Annotated in this window: 16 protein-coding genes; 8 read left to right on the forward strand and 8 right to left on the reverse strand. The window is 65.8% G+C overall.

Translation table 11 applies throughout. The features are described 5' to 3' along the window. Positions 1 to 25 precede the first annotated feature (25 nt). From NMQ09_RS05625 to NMQ09_RS05645, 5 genes are all read right to left on the reverse strand, one after another. Positions 26 to 1,555: an oligosaccharide flippase family protein gene (locus NMQ09_RS05625; protein ID WP_255193464.1), complete on the reverse strand. Its 1,530-nt coding sequence runs from the start codon at positions 1,553 to 1,555 to the stop codon at positions 26 to 28. Positions 1,556 to 1,673: 118 nt separating this feature from the next. Beyond that, entirely contained in the window at positions 1,674 to 2,606 is a 933-nt protein-coding gene (locus NMQ09_RS05630; protein ID WP_255193465.1) for a class I SAM-dependent methyltransferase, read from the reverse strand. Between the two features lie 225 nt (positions 2,607 to 2,831). Then, positions 2,832 to 3,581: a class I SAM-dependent methyltransferase gene (locus tag NMQ09_RS05635; protein WP_255193466.1), complete on the reverse strand. Its 750-nt coding sequence runs from the start codon at positions 3,579 to 3,581 to the stop codon at positions 2,832 to 2,834. A gap of 480 nt (positions 3,582 to 4,061) precedes the next feature. Then, positions 4,062 to 5,078, reverse strand: coding sequence for a GNAT family N-acetyltransferase (locus NMQ09_RS05640; protein ID WP_255193467.1), 1,017 nt, complete (start codon positions 5,076 to 5,078; stop codon positions 4,062 to 4,064). A 108-nt stretch (positions 5,079 to 5,186) separates the two neighbouring features. Further along, the gene (locus NMQ09_RS05645) at positions 5,187 to 5,669 is read right to left on the reverse strand and encodes an NUDIX hydrolase (RefSeq protein WP_255193468.1); all 483 of its coding nucleotides are present in this window, start codon (positions 5,667 to 5,669) and stop codon (positions 5,187 to 5,189) included. Between the two features lie 138 nt (positions 5,670 to 5,807). Between NMQ09_RS05645 and NMQ09_RS05650 the strand changes: the two genes are divergently transcribed. Next, positions 5,808 to 6,227, forward strand: coding sequence for an HIT family protein (locus NMQ09_RS05650; RefSeq protein ID WP_255193469.1), 420 nt, complete (start codon positions 5,808 to 5,810; stop codon positions 6,225 to 6,227). A 16-nt stretch (positions 6,228 to 6,243) separates the two neighbouring features. Next, positions 6,244 to 6,474 carry a hypothetical protein gene (locus NMQ09_RS05655; RefSeq protein WP_255193470.1) on the forward strand — a complete coding sequence of 77 codons (231 nt, stop codon included), beginning with the start codon at positions 6,244 to 6,246 and terminating at the stop codon, positions 6,472 to 6,474. Here the strand turns inward: NMQ09_RS05655 and NMQ09_RS05660 are convergent, their stop codons facing one another. Next, positions 6,475 to 7,488: an A24 family peptidase gene (locus NMQ09_RS05660; protein WP_255193471.1), complete on the reverse strand. Its 1,014-nt coding sequence runs from the start codon at positions 7,486 to 7,488 to the stop codon at positions 6,475 to 6,477. Positions 7,489 to 7,625: 137 nt separating this feature from the next. On the opposite strand from NMQ09_RS05660, the gene NMQ09_RS05665 reads away from it, so the two are divergent. Together NMQ09_RS05665 and NMQ09_RS05670 are read left to right on the forward strand one after the other, a co-directional pair. After that, positions 7,626 to 8,498 carry a polysaccharide deacetylase family protein gene (locus NMQ09_RS05665; protein WP_255193472.1) on the forward strand — a complete coding sequence of 291 codons (873 nt, stop codon included), beginning with the start codon at positions 7,626 to 7,628 and terminating at the stop codon, positions 8,496 to 8,498. A gap of 240 nt (positions 8,499 to 8,738) precedes the next feature. Beyond that, positions 8,739 to 9,773, forward strand: a complete 1,035-nt coding sequence (locus NMQ09_RS05670) for a GNAT family N-acetyltransferase (RefSeq protein ID WP_255193473.1) — start codon at positions 8,739 to 8,741, stop codon at positions 9,771 to 9,773. A 49-nt stretch (positions 9,774 to 9,822) separates the two neighbouring features. Here the strand turns inward: NMQ09_RS05670 and NMQ09_RS05675 are convergent, their stop codons facing one another. Next, positions 9,823 to 11,376: an alkaline phosphatase family protein gene (locus NMQ09_RS05675; protein ID WP_255193474.1), complete on the reverse strand. Its 1,554-nt coding sequence runs from the start codon at positions 11,374 to 11,376 to the stop codon at positions 9,823 to 9,825. 129 nt (positions 11,377 to 11,505) lie between these two features. On the opposite strand from NMQ09_RS05675, the gene NMQ09_RS05680 reads away from it, so the two are divergent. From NMQ09_RS05680 to NMQ09_RS05690, 3 genes are all read left to right on the forward strand, one after another. Further along, complete coding sequence (locus NMQ09_RS05680) at positions 11,506 to 11,679, forward strand: hypothetical protein (RefSeq protein ID WP_255193475.1); 174 nt, start codon at positions 11,506 to 11,508, stop codon at positions 11,677 to 11,679. Positions 11,680 to 11,688: 9 nt separating this feature from the next. Then, the gene (locus NMQ09_RS05685; protein WP_255193476.1) at positions 11,689 to 12,552 is read left to right on the forward strand and encodes a formyltransferase family protein; all 864 of its coding nucleotides are present in this window, start codon (positions 11,689 to 11,691) and stop codon (positions 12,550 to 12,552) included. 150 nt (positions 12,553 to 12,702) lie between these two features. Beyond that, complete coding sequence (locus NMQ09_RS05690; RefSeq protein ID WP_255193477.1) at positions 12,703 to 14,163, forward strand: flippase; 1,461 nt, start codon at positions 12,703 to 12,705, stop codon at positions 14,161 to 14,163. A 128-nt stretch (positions 14,164 to 14,291) separates the two neighbouring features. On the opposite strand, the gene fer is transcribed toward NMQ09_RS05690, so the two are convergent. Next, the gene (gene fer / locus NMQ09_RS05695; protein WP_255193478.1) at positions 14,292 to 14,681 is read right to left on the reverse strand and encodes a ferredoxin Fer; all 390 of its coding nucleotides are present in this window, start codon (positions 14,679 to 14,681) and stop codon (positions 14,292 to 14,294) included. A 210-nt stretch (positions 14,682 to 14,891) separates the two neighbouring features. Between fer and NMQ09_RS05700 the strand changes: the two genes are divergently transcribed. Then, entirely contained in the window at positions 14,892 to 15,068 is a 177-nt protein-coding gene (locus NMQ09_RS05700) for a type I toxin-antitoxin system SymE family toxin (protein WP_255193479.1), read from the forward strand. Positions 15,069 to 15,143: the final 75 nt, after the last annotated feature.

Raw genomic sequence — 15,143 nt, forward strand, 5'->3', positions numbered from 1 at the left:
CCGAATGCGCGTAGACCAGCGTGTCTCAGTTCTGCACCCGTGCGAGTCGACGGACCGCGACGAGCAGCTGTCGTTCCAGGCGCTCGGGCAGGAGACCGACGGCGTCGACGACGCGTTCGACTTCGTCGGCGGTTACCGCACCCGTCACGAATGCGGCACTCACGTAGACGATCGCACCGACTGGCGGAACGACGACGAGCGCGACGAGCGACGACGTCAGCACGACCGTCAGCGGGACGATCACGAGGAGCGTCGCGGCCACGGTGAGGATCGTCGAGCGCCAGCGAACGCCGGCGAGCGGTCGATAGCCGAGGTTCCTCGCGACCACGGACTGAAAGACGACGAGGCTGCCGTAGCCGACCGACGTCGCCACCGCCGCGCCCACCATCCCGTACTGCGGGATCAGTGCGACGTTCAGGACGAGGTTGATGGCCGAACTCGCACCCGTCGCCAGCAGCAACGGCCGTAACGACCGCCGCGCCTGGTTGATCGCGATCGTCGGGCGGGCGATCGCGAAGCCGAGCACGCCGGGGAGCAACACCAGCAGCGGAATCGCCGCCGGGGCGAACGACTCGCCGAGATACAGCGGCACGAGGTCGAACGCCAGGACGGCGACCCCGATCGCCAGCAGCGCCGTGAGCAAGAACACGTGGTGAGTCACCAGGCTGGCCCGACGGTCGATCGTCTCGAGGTCCCCCGTCTCCCACAGCTGCGAGACCCGCTGGAGGAGGACGAGCTGGATGGCCAGCGGGGCGACCCACAGCACTTCGGCGATGACGAGTGCTCCCTTGTAGAAGCCAACCGTGCGATCGGTCGTCCAGTGCTGGAGGATGAGCACGTCGACGTGATAGAGCGACATGAGAAAGAGGTAGAACCAGACGGTGTTGAACGAGTACGTGCGGATCTGTTCCTTGGGGAGCGAGACGTCCGGCGCCCTGACGAGCGAGCGACGGGGCAACTCCCTGACGAGGAACGCCGAGCCGACGACGATCGTGAACGCGCTCGTGACGACGTCGGCGATGAGGACGCCCTCGACACCGAAGCCGACGTAGACGAGGACGAGTGCGAGCACCACGAAGAGCACCTTCTGGACGACTTTCAGCGGCTCAGAAACCGACTCGAGGTGGAGTCCCATGAGCGTAAAGAGGATGTGGACCCGAAGCTGGCGACCGATCGCGTACAGGCCGAGGAGGTAAAACAGGGAAGTAAACGGCGCCCCGAAGACGCGGGCGGCGAGGCCCGACCACGCGGCGAGGAAAAATCCCAGCGCACCGAGCAGGCCGATTCCGATCGCCGGGCGAAAGATGTAGCTGACGACTGCGGCCTGCCAGTCGCGGTCCTGGCGCTCGGAGACGTACTTTCTGACCGCCTCGGTCGTCCCGGCCATCATGAAGATCGCGACGATCGCGAACACCGACAGCACGATCGCGTAGTGACCGTAGCGCGTCGGACCGAGCAGCCGGACCAGAAGCGGCGTGAACGCCGTGCTCAAGACGAGGATCGTCACTTTCGAGAAGAAGGCGGTGAACACGGCCGAGGAGAACGAGTTTGCCATAGATCGGGCGGCGTGTGGTGAGCTTCTGGAGTGAGTCGCCTACTGGCTCCCTCGAGTCATCGATCGGGCACCGTCGTCGAGCTGACGCCGAGGTGGCACAACCGATTGACTCGAGCGATCATTCGACCCCACCGGCCGGCTTGCGGACGTATCCACAGCTACACGGCACGTCGTACTCGCTCGTCGCCAGGTAATCGAACTCGAGCAAGCCGTGGGTCGCCTCGCGTTCTTCGACGAACGTCTCGAAGGCGTCGTTGCGGTCGACGTGTGGTGAGATCATCATCCCGCCGGGAGCCAGCCACTCCCAGGCGAGTTCGAACTCGAAGAGCATGCCGCTGGTCGAGTACTCCGAGTCGTGGTAGAAGATGTCGATCTCGGGCAGTTCGGCGTACAGCGTCGGCAACACGTCACGTGGCCGGCCGAGCCGTGAGTCCCACCGGTCGTGGAGTTCTTCCGGGACGATCCAGCCCGGCTCTTTCCCCTCGGGGAGGACGTGACTCCGGTGTTCCGAGCACGACGGACGGCCGCGTTCGACGTACTCGAGCATCGTCGCTCGATCGAGTCCACCGTTCGTCCGTCGCCTGAGGGCAGCGGCGTCGCGGGTGAGCGAGGCGTCGACCGTGTGTAAGGTGCCGTGGTCGTTCGCCGCGAGCGCGAGGAGCATCGAGGCGGTTCCGACGCCGCTGTAGACGCCGGTGGAGACGACGTGGTCGGGCTCCCACGTCCGAATGAGTGCGTAGACGTGCGCGGCGACCCCGCGGTGGGTGTCGAAGACGACCTTCTCGTCGCCGACTTCCTCGAGGCCGGCCATCACGATGTCGACGATGTCGCTCTCCTCGAAGAACTCCTCCCAGAGCCGGTCGTATCGCTCCTGCCCGAAGAACTCCTCTGCGAACGCCGTGCGCGTTCGTTCGCGTCGTTTGAGGTACGTCCAGGAAGCCGTTGGGCTGAGGATGTGATAGCCGTGTTTCACGGCCGGCTTCGCTCCGTCGGGAACCCGACTGTACACCGCCCCGGGGAGGGTGTCCATGTCGTCCGTTACGGACTCCATACGCTCAAGCACCGGTTTCGCCCTGTCTGGCAGTCGGTCGATGATCGCCCCTTTGATAGAATTCATCGGTACTCACCACCGAACATCCGGGAGACGGTCGACTCACCACGCGGTGGACGCGTCGTCACCGAACGGATGTTCACGATACTGGACCTGGTCGGTCGGTCGCTTAGTAAATGAGGACGAACGGCGACCGCGGGCGGCGCCCCCGTCTGTTTCAGCCGCTCAACGTTCGGTTGCCCGATCGTGAGGTTTTCTCGCCACGTAGTACGGCTGTCGTTCGAAATACTTCCCGATCGACTCGCGTTTGCCGACGCAGCCGACGACCTCGAAGCCGTGCCGGCGAAGCTGTCTGTACTGGTGGATCGGGTTCGAAATGTACTTTTTCACCGCAAAATCCATCCCGTCGTACTTGTACCGCGAACCGATGGTTCGGTGATTGCCGTTTTTCAGATACCAGTTCCGGAGGTGATCGTGGTCTAGCACGATCGCCGGGAGCGTGTAGAAGGAGTTGTGCGAACTGAACGCGAACACGCCGCCGGGTTTCAGGACGCGACGGATCTCGAACAGTGCGCGTCGTCGTAACCAGGCGGGTCGAATCGCGTCGATGCCGACCCAGGAAAACAGCACGTGCTCGAACGAGCCGTCGTCGAACTCGAGGTCGGTCGCGTCGCCAACCCGGACGTCGAGGTCGCTGAAGCGGTCGCTCGCGCGCTCGACCATCTCCTCGCTGATGTCGATCCCGACGACGTCGAAGCCGCGCTGCTCGAGCGCTCGAGTCGTTCGGCCGGCGCCACAGCCGACGTCGAGTACGCGCCCGTCGGTGGCGTCGAAGTACCGCTCGATCACGGTTCGTTCGCGCTCGCGGAGACCGTGACTGCTGGCGAGGTGCTCGTAGTGGCGAGCGACGTGCGGGTCGTGATACGGCGTCGATTCCGGGACGTCGCCCGTCCGACGGTGGCTGTCTGCGTCCATAGTGAAGTGCCGTGACTGTGACGGCTGGTGAACGCGAAGTCACGCCACCGAGGAGCATAGTTGTTGGTGTCCGTTGAGGGTGTCATAGAATAGTTCTCACACCCTCTATACGGCTACCAACAAACCATCAGTATAATGTACAGACTTATCATCTACCGGGACAGAAGTCTAGCACGTAAACTTGAGCCAACGTAACATAGAAGTGGTGATTCTCACCACGAGTAGTGGACTGATCTTTCTGGATGTGTTTCTTGGCGTCTCAGAGGCCTTTCCCGATGGTTGGTTTCACCTTCTACTAGGCGTATTTCTCCTCGTTAGCGCTGTTGTTCTATTCCTTAATCGAAACGGGTTAGCCGAAAAGTAAGCAGGTCTACTGACCGCGCTATTCGTCTTCAGGCAGTCGAAATCAACTTCTTGTGAACCCTTCTATGACATCTACGTCCGTATGATGGCGTTCAGACGGCGATCGAGGGAGCGCCGTCAGTCGAGGTACCGACGCTGAAGCGACCGAGCGAGGTTGAGCACCGGGAGCGCCGGCGACGGGACGCCGCGCTCCCAGCTGAGCAAGGGAACCACGCGGCCGCCGAACTGAGATTTGAATCGAAACAGGCCGTCGCGAAAGTCGGGCGCCGTCCTGAGCAGGTCGTACGTGTCGTAGCCGTGCTCGATCGCCCACTTGATCGCGTGTTCGTGGAGGAGTTCGGCGGCGTGATACTCGAAGTGCTCCCGTTTCACCCCCGAGTACGCGTAGTGCAGCGTCGACTGCTCGTCGTCGCGGTAACAGAGGATCGAGCCGCGCGCCTCGCCGTCGACGCGAAGCGAGAACAGCTCGAGTCGGTCGTCGAGGTGCTCGAGCGCGAGGAAAAACGAGTACGGGAGGACGGGAAGTCCCGACCGCTCCATCACCGCTGCGTACGCGTCGTAGAACCTCGCGAGGGCGTGTCTGGAGATCGGCACGTCGACGATTTCGAACGCCTGATCGTGTCCGCGTCTGATCCCGCGACGGCGCGTGCGGTCCATCGCCGCGGACACCGCCTCCCACCCCTGGCTGAGCTCCAGCGCGATCCGACACCACTTGACGTCGAGGTCGTAGCCGTGGGCGCGAAAGAGTTCGTGGTACCGAATCGCCGCCTGATCGTACGTCCGCAGCCTGCTGAACAGCACCGTCCCGTCACAGAGGCGGGGAACCACGCCGAGCAGTGCCTCGAGGACGGCCTCCTCGTCCGTGATCGCGATCGGGCCGCCGAAGCCGGGATACAGCGAATCGAGCCGACTGACGGGGCCGACGTCGGTGATCACGTTCGGCAGCAAGCCAACCGGGTTTCCCTTCTTGTGGACGACCAGGTGTCGCGGCGTCGACGCAGTTCCCGCCTCGAGCGCCTCGAGCCACTCGTACCGGTGGAACAGGCTCCCGAGCGGGGCGGTTTCGACGACGTGATTCCACTGATTCCGATCCGCCGACTCGATGCTATCGAGGACAGTCACTTCGAGGGACATCGACACGGTGAGAGACGGACACACTCACGGGATCGCTCGAGAAATAGCTTTAGCTGCGAACGGTCCTCGTACTCGAGGAAGGGTCTCATTACTCGCGGCGACAGCCACTCACCGGGCGTCGATGCAGTCGACGTACGATTCTGCACCGACCGACTCGAGGTAGAGGTTCGTACAGAGTGAGCCGTGGCGGGCGATCTCTCGAACCGTCTCGGCGGCGTCGGCTTCAGGGACCCACCGCCAGTCGGTGTACTGCGTCCCCGGCGTCCCTGATCCCGACTGGGGCACCCCGGGCGTCCCGTCGACGACGGTCGCCTCGTACAGTTCGCCGTGGAGCAACGAGCCCACGCGTTCGATCGTTCCGCGGCCGACGAACGCCGCCACCTCGAGCTCGACGCCGAGTTTCTCCGGTCCGATCCGCTCGACGGCCTCGCGAACTCCCTCGGTCGGTTCGATCGGTGTCGCTGGCAAGCCCCACATCCCGGGCAGGTGCTCGTCGTCGTCGGGTCGCTTCACGACGAGAACGTCGGCGTCGGCCGGGCTGGTCACGACCGCGAAGGCGGCGTGCTCGATGGGGAGTCCAGAGGCGTTCATGGCCGACTCGACTCGCGCCACGGTCAAAGCTCTGTGGCCGTCTGACCGGCCGACGAGAGCCGGGTCGATTCGCTCGGCCAACGGGTCGATCGCCAGAAACGGGTAACTTTCTTGAGCCGAGCCGTCAGAGACACGGGTATGAGTACGATCTTCAGCAAGATCATCGACGGCGAGATTCCCGCCCGCGTCGTGTACGAAGACGAGACGACGTTCGCGTTCCTCGACGCCAACCCGCTCGCGCCGGGACACACGCTCGTGATCCCGAAAGCTGAATATGAGCGCATCGAGGACCTGCCCGAGGACGTCGCCCGGGACCTCTTTGCGACGGTCAGCCGCCTCACCGACGCCGTCCAGACGGCCGTCGACGCCGACGGCGCGACCGTTGGCTTCAACAACGGCGAGGCCGCCGGCCAGGAGGTCGACCACGTCCACTGCCACATCGTTCCCCGCTTCGCCGACGACGACGGCGGCTCACTCCACACCGCATTCGGCGACTTCGCCGACCTCTCAGACGACGAGCTCGACGAGATCGCCGCCGACGTCGAGCGCAACGCGTGAGCCGATCGTCTCACCGATGAGCCTCACAGCCGACCTCCGGGCTGCCCTGGCCGACGAGCCCGTCGCGGTCGTACTCGAGCTGGGAACGCTCGTCGTCTGCGTCCTCCTGTTCGTCGGGACGTTCGTCGCGTTCTCGAGCGGGCCACCGACCGGTCGCGGTGGCCCCTGGCTGGCTGTGGTGGTCGTCGGCGCGGCGGTCGTTCTCCTGTGGACGGCGGTGATTCCGGCGTTCGACCGTCTCAGGTAGTCAGAAGAACACGCCAGCCAGGAGGTCGCCGTAGCCGAGCGCGAGCAACAGCCCGGCGAAGACGGGGACCAGGAAGGGCGTTCCCGGCGAGATCCAGACCGTCTCTTCGGCGACGAGCACCTCGAGTCCTGCCCGGAGCTCGTCTGGCGAGGTCCCGTAGGCGGATCCCTCGATGTCCTCGAGGAACGCGTCGGCGCCCCAGGAGTCGTCGAACCCGTCCGCGCTCTCGGACTCGAGTTCGGCCTCCCGTTCGTCGGTGTGACGGGTGGTGCCACCGTCGGGCAAGATGGTGCCTGCGTCGACACGGCCGTCGGTCGGCGGGTTGGGGTCGTCAGGGAGGGTGGCCGGATTCCGGTAGTGGTCGGGTTCGTCGCGCAGGTCCGCCAGCGTGAGTCCCCGCCACCGGAGGTACATCCGCAGGGCGTCGAGGTCGAGTCCCCCGTAGGTGCGGCCGTCGGGCGTCTGTAACAGCCGGCCGTGGGTGGTCGTCGCACGCTCCCAGGCGATGGGCCAGCCGACGAACATCACCGGAGCGATCCGGCCGGCGGCGGCGTTCCGGACCGCCAGGACGATCGGGATGGCGAGGCCAACGAGCACGGCGTTGGTGAGGATCGTGAACGAGAACGCGTCGACGGGCGTCGTCGCCACCGGGAACTCCCGGCCGGCAACGGCGTACGACGGGAACGCCGGGAACAGCAGCGCAAGCACCATGAGTGCCTTCGCGTCGGCGCCGCCGAAGCCCCCGAACCACCAGAACAGGTACGCGATCGGCACGACGAGCCCCAGGCTCACTGCCGCCGGGAGCAGGAACGCCCCCCACGCGAACTCGCCCGCGTTCCAGGCGACCCAGCCGTCCCAGACGAGGGTCACCGCCCCGAGGAGCGCGAGCGGAATCCAGACGACGCTCGAGACCCGCCGCGTTCTGACGTCGCGGACGGCCGCCCAGGCGAAGACGGGGACGGCGAGCAACCGAAGGAGGTCGGGAACCGTCGCAGGCAGCGCCGAGAGCGTCACAGCCTCCACTCGAGAGCGCGGGAGCCTTACCTTTTCGACTCTCGACGGGTCGCTCTGTGCGGAGCTGGGTGAGTGTCCTGTCCCGGAGCCCGAACCGGGAGAACGTTCTTTACCGACCGGCGTGGTAGTGCGCCGGGATGCGAGACTCCGAATTCGCCCTCTGTCTCACCCACGACGTCGATCGGCCCTACAAGACGTTTCAGGGGCCGTACTACGCCGTGAAAGAGCGCGACCGCTCACACCTTCGATCGCTGGTCTCGGCGGAGCGACCGTACTGGCAGTTCGAGGATATCATGGCCCTCGAGGACCGGCTGGGCGTCCGGTCGTCGTTTTATTTCCTGAACGAGAAACGACTCTTCCGGGATAAAGCCCCGCCGGAGTGGCTGAATCCGACGAACTGGAAACTGTTCACCGGACGCTACGACGTCACCGACGACGAGATCGTCGACGTGATCTGCACGCTCGACGACGGCGGCTGGGAGGTCGGGCTCCACGGCTCGTACGACTCCTCCGACGACCTCGAGCGGCTGCGACACGAGAAGGCGGTGCTCGAGGGCATCCTCGGCTCGACGGTCGTCGGCGGCCGACAGCACTACCTCAACCTCTCGAGACCGAAGACGTGGGCGTATCACCGCGAGATCGGGTTGCGCTACGACGCGAGCCTCGGCTCGAGTGCGTCGTACGGATTCGACGGCCGCTACGACGTCTATCGGCCGTTCGACGACGAGTTCGTGGTCTTCCCCCTGACGCTCATGGACGGGACCCTGCTGTCGGCGACCCCGTCGGTGGCGGCCGCGTGGGACGAGTGTCGGCGACTCCTCTCGGAGGCGGCCGAACACGACGCGGTCATGACCGTCTGCTGGCATCCCCGACACTTCAACGAACGGGAGTTCCCGGGCTATCGAACCATTTACGAGCGCCTGATTCGGGAGGCACAGTCGATGGGGGCCTGGGTCGGACCCTGCGCCGAGTGGTACGAACGGCGTGTGAAACGACCTGTCTCGAACTAATGTCCGCACTCGACCCCGTTACCGACCGACGACCGTCCGGGAGGGCGATCGGATTCGATCGGCGATGTGACGCCGACCGGCGCGTCGGCTCCGGCCGGGCTCTCCGCACGGTTCGATCGACATCAGGCGGGAAGCCGACGTGGGGGCGGCGGCTCGAGCCAGGTTCGCGGCGCTCGATCCGTCGCTCCCTTCCCGCAGGAGGACAGGCCGTCGCGACGAACGCCCCCGAATCACTGGCTCATGTCTGACGTCAACGCAACCGGTTCGAACGCACGCACGGCGGCCGTCGAGATCGAACGGTGTGACGACGATGGCCGGTGGGACGATTTGCTCGATCGAACGGCCCGATCGACGGTGTTTCACCGGTCGGTCGTCCTGAGCGCACTCGAGCGCCACTCCGCCGGGACCGTTCACCGACTGGTCGGCGCCGACGAGTCGGGTCCCGTCGGCGTCTGTCCGCTGTTCGAACTGTCCAAAGGAGGTCTCACCGCCGTGTTCACGCCGCCCCCGAGGCGAGGCATCCTGTTTCAGGGGCCGCTCGTGTTCGACGCGCCGACGACGTCGCGGGAGACGTTCGGCCGACGGAACGAACGGTTCGTCGCCGCCTGTCTGGACTGGATCGCCACGGAAATCGGGCCCAGCTACGAACGGCTCTGTCCGACGACGGAGTACGTCGACGTTCGACCGTTCGAGCGACGAGGGTACGCCGTCTGTCCGCAGTACACCTACGTCGTCGATCTCTCGCGCGACCCCGACTCGCTCAAACGATCGTTCTCGCGCACCCCCCGTCGAAACATCGAGGCCAGACGCACCGACGTCGAGATCGGCGTCGGTGACGCCGACGACATCCGATTCATCCACCGCCAGGTGCAGAATCGATACGAAGCCCAGGGGAAAGCGTACACCGTGCCCGTCGAGTTCCTCCTCGAGCTGTACGAGCAAAGCCCGGAACCGATCGTCACGCCGTACGTCGGCTCGCTCGACGGCGAGCGCAAAGCCGGCCTCATCGCACTCTTCGACGAGACGACGGCGTACTTCTCCGAGGGCGGGGCAACGCCCGACGCCGGCGTCCCGTTCAACGATCACCTCCACTGGCGGGTCATGTGCGACGCGAAATCCCGCGGCCTCTCGGCGTACGATCTGCAGGGGGCGAACACGCCCCGGATCTGTGCGTACAAATCGAAGTTCAACCCCGAGGTGCGGACCTACTACGAGATCGAGTCCGGCACCCTCGTCACGTCCCTCGCCTCGAAGCTGTACCGAAAGCTACGGTGAGCGGCCTCGAGTCGACGCCGACCGGCTCCTTCGACTCACACGGCCGGTCTCACTCCAGGTAGCCGAGTCCCTCCAGCCGGCGCCGCACCGCCGCTGACTCTGCTCGATCCCGCTCGCGGGTCCAGCGGCTGTACCGCACCTCGCCGACGGGTTCGCCGCCGATCGCCTCGATCGGTTCGCCGTCGAAGGCGACGTCGAGGGGGACCTCGAGCGCCGCGAGGACGGTCGGTGCGACGTCGTGAACGTGTGCCGTCCCCCGCTCGGACGTCGGTTGCACGCGAGGCCCCGTCGCGACGAGGATTCCGGTCGGCTTGTGATTGTACCGGTGTCTCGACTCGTCGAAGACCGACTCCGTCACGACGGCGCTCACGAAGTGATCGAAGTCAGTCGGCGTGAGCAGGACGTCGGGACCGTCCGAGACGCACGGGCCGTGATACACCCGCTCGGCCGGCTCGACGGCCTCGAACACCGGTCTCGAACCGTCGGGAACCGTCAGTGCGGCGAGTTCCTCGAGGAGTTCCGGACGAACATCGTCGTCGCAGTAGATGCCGAGGCAGGCGCTCGAGGGGAAGTAGGCGCTCGAGGCGTCCTGGTCGATCTTCTCGCCAGCCGTGACGAGGTGGCCGAGCACCGCGTCCGGAATCGCCCGTCTGGCCAGCGCCGCGAGCCCCACGCTTGCCAGCCCCGACTCGACTCGCTGCGGGGTGAGTCCGGCCCGGGAGAGGCCACGAACCGCCCGCGTCGCGAGGTCGTCGGCGCGGCCGTCGTCGCCGTCGGCGACCGGCTTCTCCCACCCGTGTGCTCGCCCGTCGACCGACGTCTCGAGGTAGCCGCGTCGTTTCAACCAGGTGTTGATCCGGACGTCCCACCGGCCCAGCTCGCCCATTCCGTGATCCGAGACCAGCATCGTGTAGTCGGCGTCGACGGTCTCGAGGAGCGATCCGATCAGCTCGTCCACCGACCGATAGACGCGCTCGACGTGGCGTCGCTCCGGCAGTTCGTGGAAGACGAGATCCGTCGCCTGAAACTCAACCATGGCGAAGTCCCACTCGTACGTCTCACAGAGATACGCGGTCGCGTCCCGTCGCAGCCCCATCAGGTGCACGTACTCCTCACAGAGGGCGTCGCCCTCGAGCGACTCGTCGGCGTACACCCGGTACTCGCCCAGTTTCTCGCGGAGTTCGTCCACGACGTCCGCCGGCTGTGCCTGCAGCCGATCGACTTCCCGACCGAGAAACCCGGGGACGACGACGCCGTCGATCTCGGGGGCAGGGTCGGTGACCGGGACGTTCACGACGATCGACCGCCCGCCGGCCTCGGTGAGCGTCTCCCAGAGTCGATTCGTTCGGACGTCGTCCGCGTCGACGAGCCGGTCTCCGTCCGGCGTCTCGAAGTCGAACACGCCGTGTTTCCCCGGATTCGTTCCGGACGTCAACGAGGTCCACGCCGTCGGCGTCCACGGCGGCATCGAGCTCTCGAGCGTGGCGTGGTAGCCGTCCTCGAGGAGCGACGCCACGTTCGGCATCGCGCCGGCGTCGATCAGTGGATCGATCGTCCGGAAGTCTCCGCCGTCGATCCCGATAACGAGCACGCTACCCTGCATTCGACGTGAGCACACCAGCCAGCCACTTAATGGTGGGACTACCTTCGCGCACCGTCACGCGCCCCGGTCCTGAGCCGTTCGGAAATCCATCCGACGACGGGACTGTCTCGACCGTCGTGAACACCGATTATGATCGTGGACGATGGCACGCCGGTACGTGCGTTCAGCCTCCACCTTCGGCAGTCGGCGGACGCCCGCGCGGCCCACTCGAGCGTCCGGGTTGCCGACCGAACGGAACCGCGACGGCGGGCGGTCGGCGTTCGACCCCCGTCGAACGAGCGCGCCGGGACAGTACCGGGGTGAGCGCGGCTCGTGACCGAACGCGGACCGGAGACGGTTGGCGTCCTCGCAGATCCTTACCTCGACGAGTGGCAGCTTCGGGCCATCGACCGGGCGGCGGCCGAAACGGGGATCACCGTTCCGCTGGTCGTCGTCAACGATCCGCCGGACGGCGAGGACCCGGACGCGGTCGCGAACGCGGTCAACGACGGCCCAGGGATCGCCTCTCTGGGGCTTCTCGGACGGACGATCCTGCGGGAACGCGCCTGGGCGCTCGTCCTCGCCGAACGCGAACTCGCGACGCTCGTCGGCGAGGAGCACCCCCTTCGGAAACGGCGAGCCGTCGCCGATGCGCGGCCGATCGAGGACGCCGACGTCCGCGTCGTCGAACCGATCACCGACGGTGCGTGGACCGAACTACCGGCAGGCGTGGTCGACGAACTCGCCGATCGCTGTGACGTGGCGCTCAGGTTCGGCTTCGGGCTGATTCGCGGTGGCGTTCTCGACGCACCGACGTTCGGGGTCCTGAGCTTCCACCCGGCCGACGTCCGCCGCTACCGTGGCCTCGGCACACCGACCGCGTACGCCGACGGCCGAGACGAGATCGGCGTGACGCTCCAGCGGCTGTCGACGACGATCGACGGCGGAGAGATCGTCGCCGAATCTCGCGTGGACGTCACGGGCTGTGCGACCCTCTGGGACGTGTACGAACGAATTCACGACCGCCAGATCGAGCTGGTGAGCGAGGGACTCGAGAACCTGTGTGACCCCGCGTTCGAACCGACGGTCCCCGACTCGCTGGGGCCGTACTACCCCCAGGACGTTCGCCGCTCGCCGCGATTCGCCGCCCGAACGCTCGCGCGAAACCTCCGTGGACGACTCTCACGCCACCGATGACCGCCGTCTTGATTGGCGTGGCCGTGTGGCCGTCGCCGGGACGACCGGACCGGCTGCGCCGGCTCGGCCCGACGTCGAACCACCCGACCGCCGCCGTGGACCGCCGCCCTGGGACTCACCGACCGCGTCGACGGAACCGAGGTGAGCCCCATGGCGCGTGAGTCCATCGAGAACGTCTCGTGGGAGTTCGGTGGCCGAGTCGTTCACATCGTCACCTCCGGACTCTTGCTGATCGTGCTGACTCGAGTCCTGGGTCCGGACCGGTACGGGCTGCTCGCCCTCGCGATCGCGGTCTTCACGTTCGCGAGGTTGCTGAGCGAGTCCGGCCTCCACTGGTCGGCGGCGAGGTACATCGCGGAGTTCAAAACCGACCGCCCCGACAGGGCGGCGACGGTCGTCCTCGAGTCCGGACTGCTGGTCGTCGGCGCATCGACGCTGGTCTCGCTCTCACTCTTCCTCCTCTCGGCTCCGCTGGCGTCGCTGATCGGGGAGCCGCGGCTCTCGCCGCTGCTGGCCGCGGGTTCGGGCGTCGTCTTCTGTTACTCCATCCATCGCTACAACAGACACATCCTCCAGGGGTACGAGGACATCCGCGGGAGCGCGACGGTGCACTCGATCGAGGGCGTGCTGACGCTCGCGTTCGTCGCCGGATTCGTCCTGTACCGACCGACGGCGCTCGCCGCAGTCGTCGGATACGTCCTCGCCTACGCCTGTGCCACCGCCGTCGGACTCGTCGCCGTCTACAGGACGGGAGCGATCGGATCGGCGACGTTCATCGACCGGTCGACGATCCGCTGGCAGGTCCTCCGATACAACGTCCCGCTGACCGCCACCCGGCTGTCGAACGTCGTCGATCGGCAGGTCGGCGTCTTGCTCGTCGGCTACTTCCTCACCGCGGCCAACGCCGGCTTCTACGCGCTCGGAAAGCAGATTGCAGACTTCGTCAGGGTTCCGGCCGCCTCGCTCGGATTCGCTCTCGCGCCGACCTACGGGGCCCGCAAAACGAGCGGCGAACTCGACACCGCCACCGAGCTCTTCGAGGAGAGCCTCACGACGACGTTGATCCTGTACGTCCCCGCTGCCGCAGGACTGATCATCATCGCGGAGCCGGCGATCCTGACCGTCTTCGGCCTCGAGTACGCCGGCGCCGTCGTCGTCGTCCAGATCCTGGCGGTGTTTGTCTTCTTCCACACGCTCGTCAACATCTCCGCGCCCGGGCTCGATTACCTCGGGAGAGCACGCATCCGGGCGATCGCAAACGCCGGCACCTCCGCGGTCAACGTCGCCCTCACCGTCGCGTTGATCCCGGCGATCGGCGTCGCGGGTGCAGCCGTCGCCACCTCGGTGACGACTGCCTGTTACGCGCTCGTCTGCCTGTCCATCATGTACGCCGAGCTCCGGTTCGACCTCCGGTCCGTCGCCGTCTGTTTCTCGAAAATGTCCGCGATCACGGTCGGTATGTCACTCGCCGTTTACACGTCGACGACCTACCTCACCGGGGCCGCCGCGGTCGCGGTTGGAATCACGGTCGGCGTCGGAATCTGGCTCCTCGCCTGTCAGCTCCTGGCGTTGTTCGACGTCAGACAACTGGTCGCAAATCGATCCGGATGAGCCGCGCTCGCTGGATACTCGGGTCGGGGCCGGGGTCGGGAGCGTCGGCTCGGACGCTCGCTCGAGCCGGTTGAAAAGTGGTCCCGGGTATCCGGGACGGTCGTCGACTGCGTGACCGGCTTCGTCAGTTAGATGACGCGGTTCTGGAGGTAGTCGAGGTGCTTCGCGTTGTAGACGATCTGGACCTCGTCGGTGATGGCGTGACCGATGCAGGTCAGGCGGACCATCTTCTCGTCGACTTCCTCGTCGCTGAGGATCTGCTGCATGTCCATCTCGATGTCGCCTTCCGTGACGATGGCGGCACAGTTCGCACAGGCACCGGCGCGGCACGAGAAGGGCCAGTCGTAGCCCTGAGCCTCCGCGGACTCGAGGATGTACTCACCTTCGGCGACCTCGAGGGAGCCGTAGTCTTCATCGCCGAGGTCGGCGTCGGCGGCCTTCTCGAACAGGTCGTCGTCGTCCATGTCCCAGCCGTGGTCGTCGAGCACTTCGTAGTTGAGGTATTCTACCGTGGGCATCGTTCGGCGATTCGAGGGCCGGACTGGTATAGCTTGCTGTTCCGTTTCGGATCGTTTATCATTGAGTTCGTGGTGACTCTCCTCGATGTTGTTGAATCAGAGATACGAACGGCCGCGCGCTCGCTCACTCGAGTGGACTTGCCGCCACCGGGAGCGGGTCAGGCCGATAGGATTATAACTGACCCCGATATACGAGCGACACTAACCGCGATGGTTCGAAAGAAGACCCTCAGCCCGTGCGGCCCCAGGGACGAAAATGACAACTACCGGAACGCCCACATCAACCTCCACGAGGACGAACTCACCGTGGCAGGGCTCGAAATCGGCGAGCAGGTGCTGGTACGCGTTCGTGAGAATCGGATCATCATCCAGGAAGCCGATATCTGATCGGTCCAACGCTTTTGACCGCCGGTGGGGCCAACGCTGCCGGCTCGAGACAACGCCCCTCGAGCCACTGCGACG

Origin of the sequence: Natronobeatus ordinarius, assembly GCF_024362485.1 — an archaeon.
Lineage (GTDB): Archaea > Halobacteriota > Halobacteria > Halobacteriales > Natrialbaceae > Natronobeatus > Natronobeatus ordinarius.

Bases quoted from the DNA above. Each gene is read 5' to 3' on its own strand.
- fer (WP_255193478.1), bottom strand. From the start codon at position 14,681: ATGCCCACGGTAGAATACCTCAACTACGAAGTGCTCGACGACCACGGC.
- NMQ09_RS05630 (WP_255193465.1), bottom strand. From the start codon at position 2,606: ATGGAGTCCGTAACGGACGACATGGACACCCTCCCCGGGGCGGTGTAC.
- NMQ09_RS05655 (WP_255193470.1), top strand. From the start codon at position 6,244: ATGAGCCTCACAGCCGACCTCCGGGCTGCCCTGGCCGACGAGCCCGTC.
- NMQ09_RS05675 (WP_255193474.1), bottom strand. From the start codon at position 11,376: ATGCAGGGTAGCGTGCTCGTTATCGGGATCGACGGCGGAGACTTCCGG.
- NMQ09_RS05635 (WP_255193466.1), bottom strand. From the start codon at position 3,581: ATGGACGCAGACAGCCACCGTCGGACGGGCGACGTCCCGGAATCGACG.
- NMQ09_RS05625 (WP_255193464.1), bottom strand. From the start codon at position 1,555: ATGGCAAACTCGTTCTCCTCGGCCGTGTTCACCGCCTTCTTCTCGAAA.
- NMQ09_RS05670 (WP_255193473.1), top strand. From the start codon at position 8,739: ATGTCTGACGTCAACGCAACCGGTTCGAACGCACGCACGGCGGCCGTC.
- NMQ09_RS05700 (WP_255193479.1), top strand. From the start codon at position 14,892: ATGGTTCGAAAGAAGACCCTCAGCCCGTGCGGCCCCAGGGACGAAAAT.
- NMQ09_RS05650 (WP_255193469.1), top strand. From the start codon at position 5,808: ATGAGTACGATCTTCAGCAAGATCATCGACGGCGAGATTCCCGCCCGC.
- NMQ09_RS05690 (WP_255193477.1), top strand. From the start codon at position 12,703: ATGGCGCGTGAGTCCATCGAGAACGTCTCGTGGGAGTTCGGTGGCCGA.
- NMQ09_RS05645 (WP_255193468.1), bottom strand. From the start codon at position 5,669: ATGAACGCCTCTGGACTCCCCATCGAGCACGCCGCCTTCGCGGTCGTG.
- NMQ09_RS05665 (WP_255193472.1), top strand. From the start codon at position 7,626: ATGCGAGACTCCGAATTCGCCCTCTGTCTCACCCACGACGTCGATCGG.
- NMQ09_RS05640 (WP_255193467.1), bottom strand. From the start codon at position 5,078: ATGTCCCTCGAAGTGACTGTCCTCGATAGCATCGAGTCGGCGGATCGG.
- NMQ09_RS05680 (WP_255193475.1), top strand. From the start codon at position 11,506: ATGATCGTGGACGATGGCACGCCGGTACGTGCGTTCAGCCTCCACCTT.